Origin of the sequence: Chitinophaga sp. (genome assembly GCF_036566945.1) — a bacterium.
Lineage (GTDB): Bacteria > Bacteroidota > Bacteroidia > Chitinophagales > Chitinophagaceae > Chitinophaga.
In genome coordinates this window covers 1-5,444 of record NZ_DATCVJ010000988.1, presented here as the reverse complement: position 1 = coordinate 5,444, position 5,444 = coordinate 1, and the positions used below count along the sequence as shown (strand labels likewise).

Annotated in this window: 5 protein-coding genes; all 5 read right to left on the bottom strand. The window is 40.0% G+C overall.

The window, feature by feature from the left end:
- Positions 1 to 189: hypothetical protein (locus VIP81_RS29570; protein WP_331970285.1), on the bottom strand; the 189-nt coding region annotated here is incomplete at its 3' end.
- A 109-nt stretch (positions 190 to 298) separates the two neighbouring features.
- Positions 299 to 733: a contact-dependent growth inhibition system immunity protein gene (locus VIP81_RS29565; protein ID WP_331970282.1), complete on the bottom strand. Its 435-nt coding sequence runs from the start codon at positions 731 to 733 to the stop codon at positions 299 to 301.
- 794 nt (positions 734 to 1,527) lie between these two features.
- On the bottom strand, positions 1,528 to 2,034 hold the full coding sequence (locus VIP81_RS29560; protein WP_331970279.1) for an SMI1/KNR4 family protein: 507 nt from the start codon (positions 2,032 to 2,034) through the stop codon (positions 1,528 to 1,530).
- Positions 2,035 to 2,044: 10 nt separating this feature from the next.
- On the bottom strand, positions 2,045 to 4,477 hold the full coding sequence (locus tag VIP81_RS29555) for an RHS repeat-associated core domain-containing protein (RefSeq protein WP_331970276.1): 2,433 nt from the start codon (positions 4,475 to 4,477) through the stop codon (positions 2,045 to 2,047).
- 233 nt (positions 4,478 to 4,710) lie between these two features.
- The coding region (locus tag VIP81_RS29550) for a carbohydrate-binding protein (protein ID WP_331970273.1) at positions 4,711 to 5,444 on the bottom strand (734 nt) is incomplete at its 5' end.

The window sequence follows — 5,444 nt, the reverse complement described above, 5'->3', positions numbered from 1 at the left end:
ATTGGGAGCTAAAACATTTGTTTTACTTGCTTCCAGTGCATATAGTAAACTTCTTACAATTTCTTGCATTGTAGATGCCATACTCATTGTAATATATGGATCAGAGGCCACTCCATATCCATCTATTACTGTAGATTCGCTATGAATCATGTACCTATCTTCGAATTTAAAAATAGCAGCTCTTTTCATCTTTCCTATTTAAATAAAGGTTGTCGCCTCTTCTTTCTATTAAACCTGTAAAATTATTCCCTTTATAAGGTTTCTTTATAAGGGATGCTCATCCTCAAAATATATTGCTTTATTCACACCTGCTTAGCGCTTCAACCAATGCATTACACTTCTCTTCTTTACTTGCATTTATTGGGATCTCCACTTTTCCATCAAGATAGGGTCTAAATCCTTCACTGGGCCCCATGTTAGCTGTTGGCAAAAGAATAATGAAATTATCCTTTTCAAATACAGAGCAACAAATGGAATTCTTGTATAAATCCTTACGTCGTTTTATTCCTATTGATTTAAAGTATTCTTTTGATGAATTTTCTGAATCGGCGTCAATAACATTTATTTTGCTTGATTCTAATGAATATAATATCTCATTAAGAATACGCTCCATTGATGGGCTCCCGTCAATAATAATGTACGGTTCAGAGGCTATACCATATCCATTAATAGTTGTAGAATCACTGTGTATAACGTATCCATTCTCAAATTTAAGAATAGTAGCCCTTTTCATCTTTGTCATTTTTGACTTTATAAAAATATACGTTGCCATTCCCAGTTTATATTCAATCTGTAAAATGCGATTCGAATTCCATGATATGCAGCTTTATTCACATCTACTTAAAGCTTCTACCAATGTTACACAGCTCTCCCGTTATCCCATTTGCCTTTACAATAACTTTTCTATCATGGCAATGTCTGAAACTGCCGGCAATCCCCATATTAATTGAGGGTGAAAGGATAATTTCATTATCTTTTTCATGCACTGAACAACAAATAGAATTGTCATATAAACCTTTATGGCTTTTACCCTCCATAAATTTTAAATGTTGTTTCAAAAAGTATCCTCATTGGGAGCTAAAACATTTGTTTTACTTGCTTCCAGTGCATATAGTAAACTTCTTACAACTTCTTGCATTGTAGATGCCATACTCATTCTAATATATGGATCAGAGGCCACTCCATAGCCATCTATTACTGTAGATTCGCTATGGACCACGTACCTATCTTCGAATTTAAAAATAGCAGCTCTTTTCATCTTTGTAGAGAACAGGGATAACACCAGGCAGTACAATTCTTTCATCCGCGGCATTACATTCAAGAATACGAAAGCCATGGAGAAATCACATAAGCCTTTATTCCCAACATAAATTCTCGGAATTTCATTAAATATCTCCCTATAATGATTAACAATATCACCTCGATAACTGTTTACTGTATTCTCTATAGTATCGAAACTAACTTCTTGTTATTCACACCAATCACCCTTAAATCACACAAATAGACCCAGTAAATGAAGATTTATTCCTATTCAGTTGACAACCAATATTTCCCTCCTTTATGGTCGATTAATTTCTCAAGAAAAACATCAAATGAAGTCTCTATAGCAAGCCAATTTAAAGGGATTTCTTCTCCAAAACAATCAATTATTTCATATCCATCATTTAATAAACGAAATCCTATGTAATCACCATCTCCAATACACGAACAAAAAATAATTACGTTGTCATCCCAGTCATCCTCAAAATTCAATTTCTGGAATTTGTTCTCACTAACAAGCTTATCATCACTAAATATCTGAAAGCCTCCTATACCATCCACATTAAAAAGAATGCATCCATTATAAAGTTTGAGGAATTCGATAAATTCTGTTGGAATATTATTTTTAAAGAATCCATCAGCCTCCGCTATTCCATTCTCAGTGGCGCCTTTATTAAATGTAAAAGTCGCCTCAAGTCCTTCGTCTGTAAGAATTTTTTCATCGGAAGGATTCCTTTCAATATTTTTTATCTTATTTAAAAGTGTATCATTCATTTTATTAGATTTAATGGTTAAAATTTCGCCACCAGTTAGTGAACGGTTGATGTTCTAAAGGCTGAACTAGTGGAACCAGATTTTCAAAGTTATTTGTTCCTCCGAATTTTAAAGGTTTGATATGGTGAATATTAATACTACTTCCTTCCGGGGCAGTAGGCCAAGGTCTACCTTGTTCCGTCCACCAGTTTCTGAATTCCATTTTATATCCTGTTGTAAAACTACTTCTAAGCGTTGAGGAATTATTTGGAACAAATGGCCCTTCAGGAAATGGTACTTCTCCGTAGCCATTGACAGAAATCCGCGGATATGGTACACCTCGACTGTTTACTAGAGGGGTAACAATTTCCGCCTCTGCAGCCATATCTACGAAAGCCGTTGCCCTAAGGGCATTAGAAACAATACTACTTCCTTTTGATGCTAAAACAACTTCTCCTATCTTTTCAACCCCAAATCCCACATCATGGCCGATTTGATCGCTTGTTTTATTAGGGATGTTACCGACATAATTTACTGCATTACCAATCATTTGAGCCCGGGCACCAACAGCGCCTTCATCAACATTAAACGGAGACATCGCTGCCATACCATCTAAGGTATTACCAATCCCTTCTGTCGTTCCTAAACTCTTAACCCAGGAGGCTGTCGCTCTCCCACCATCTTTTAATCCCTCCCAGGCATTCCTCCAAAAACCAGCTCCAGCTATTGTAGTATCTCCTAAAAAGTCACTATATCTGATCGGATTATTGTCCATTGCAGCATAAGGAGATATAGCGTCATTCGGCTTTGGGTCTATCTGCCGCCACCTTCCTATCTGCGGATCAAGATTCCTAAATTGTGCATCGTATATATCAAGCCCCAGATCACTGGTAAACTCGATCCCATTATACTTAATGCGGTTCTCCAACATCCCCACCGCATTCGAACTAATCCCTGCGATCTTCAACCCAAAAGGATAATAGTGACTGACCTCTAACAGCGATCCACTCAAACTCATTATTCCCAAATCATCAAAATAGACATCCGCATCCGGGCTTTCATTACTTGTAAATATATACACAAATCCGCTCTTTTCAATCGTCCAATCCTTCTTCACATGTTGGGTGATTTCACCGGCGTTGCCCACCTGTTGATACCCTTTGTATTCCTTTCGATTTAATGGATTGATGGTGGTATCTTCTGGTATTGGATTAAGATCTTCATCCAGTAGTATCCAGTTCAGGTATGCCTTGGGCTTACGATTCACTGCCGGATCATCTGGCTGGCGGGCCTGTAATAATGAGAAGATAGCTGCCGAAAGGGGGTTGGCAGTATTGACTACATCAGTAGCCAGTTTTGCTGCCTGTGGAAGAAGATTATTGGCCATGGATAGTGCCAATTCTTCCAATGGAACTTTTCGATCATCCGGTTTTCGTTCATTATACTGATACCAGCTGTTCGCACGGATGTTCAGCGTGTCTCCCGCCATAACTTTCAGGATAATGGCCGGACCTGTTTTGCGCTGTTCTCCATCCAGTTTTGCGGCAAATCTATTGCTACTATCCGTGGCAGGATATGCCATCGGTTTTTTTGTACGGGTTTCCTCAATGTTGTAGTAATAAGTATCTTCTGCTGATGCGTTTTGTGGTTCCATACCCGCCACCAGGTAAGGTATTACGGTTGATTCTTCCGTGAGAGTGACACGTACACTACCTAGATGATCTTTTTCAAAGTAATCGAATATATAGCTACCATCTGGCTTACGGCGCACCCGTCCATCTTCATGTGCAAACTGAAAGAGCGTATCACGCGTGTACTGAAATCCATCTATATACATTGTTGTGGTAGTCTTACTGATGGTGTTATCCGTAACTGTTTTTTTCAGTTTGTTACCCAGCGCATCATAAGTATAACCAATGGTTCCTTTTCCGGTAATGGTGATCAGTGTAGGTAGGTTCAGGTGATTGTAGGTAATACTGCTGATGCCTTTGTTATTGTCCACTGCCAGATTACCATTGGCATCATAACTGTAATCCTGATTCTGACCACTTGTGATTTCCTTGAAATCTCCTAGTATACTTGCCGGGCTATTAAAGTTATCTGTCACCCGCCAAAGTTTATTCCCATCTGCTACATAGTTATAGTTATAAACCAGTTCATCGATCTTCGTGGAAGGTGCTGTAAAATGGGTCATCTTCTGAATATTACCATTCGCATCATAGGCGGAAACAGGTGTAACACCATCCCCCATCATGGCGGTATAATCCTTTCCTGCCGTGGTATTCCAACCTGCAGTATACTGGGTAAACTGAGCCTTTATTAAGCGGTTGGAGCCATCATAGGTATATGCATAGGCGCGCCTTTCATTGTCATTTTTACTTCTCCAGCTGGCGGCAGAGATATTGCCATTAAAATTCGTTCCACCTCCCGGAGCACTGAATGCATGGTCATAAGATAATTCCATTCCAAAAGAATTATTACTGCCACAGAATAAGCGGCTACAAACGCATCTTTAGTAGGTTAAAGCGGGTTAATCAGTTGCCATGTTTGCGATTGTGCGGTAAGTGAAATAAAGAATACCGCCAGCAGCCATAAAAATCTCCGGCGAAAGAACCAGGTAGTTTTCATATACGTGGATTAAGGTTTTCAGGGGAAAAGAAATGGGATTGTTCCTGATGAACAACCCCATGTAAGTATTTAATTTTTTCTGGTGAATATAAAATCTCTCAGATTGGTATCTCCTGTTTCCCATACAAATCTCACCAGGTGCTTACCAGGTGTAAAGTGCATGGTGCCATGAAAATATACCCAGTTGCCCCAGCCGCCGGTGTTATCAAACTGGATTCTGCCGGTTTGATTCACACCATCCACTTCCACGTGCACACCTCGGTCACCAGGATTGGGTGTGGTCAGGGCGATCGCCACATCGTAATCTCCGGTAACGGAAGATTCCACCGTATATTTCAGCCATTCACCATCGGCGGTGAAGCCGATGTTCCCGCCACTGTTTTCAATATCTACGCCTTCATTCGGCCGATAGGTATTTGGGATGTTGGCGTCTGTATTATCATGATATCCCCATCCTTCTCCGCCAAGGTCAAAGTCGGCCGCCTTGATAGTCACCGACGCACCTACTGCTGCAGGTAATTGCAGTGCGGTACCGGAATATGGATTATATTTTAAGCCTTCTGCATCTACCACCATCACGATCGTTCTTTTGGCAGAATCCAGTTTGTAAACAGATGGAGAGATCAGGTCTACCGCCAGCGCTACTTTCTTACCGGGGTTAGCTGTCAGCGCCGATAATTGTACACCTACCGGGAAAGAAAGATTATTATTATAATCCTTAAACGTAATAGAATCCGGTAAAAGAAAATCTGCGGCGGTTACACCTACCGTTCCTGGCAGTGCATTTTCGGCTATCAGTTTGG

What these genes read in the sequence shown, in the direction of transcription:
- VIP81_RS29560 (WP_331970279.1), bottom strand. Translation starts at nt 2,034, where the DNA reads ATGAATGATACACTTTTAAATAAGATAAAAAATATTGAAAGGAATCCT.
- VIP81_RS29565 (WP_331970282.1), bottom strand. Translation starts at nt 733, where the DNA reads ATGAAAAGGGCTACTATTCTTAAATTTGAGAATGGATACGTTATACAC.
- VIP81_RS29555 (WP_331970276.1), bottom strand. Translation starts at nt 4,477, where the DNA reads ATGGAATTATCTTATGACCATGCATTCAGTGCTCCGGGAGGTGGAACG.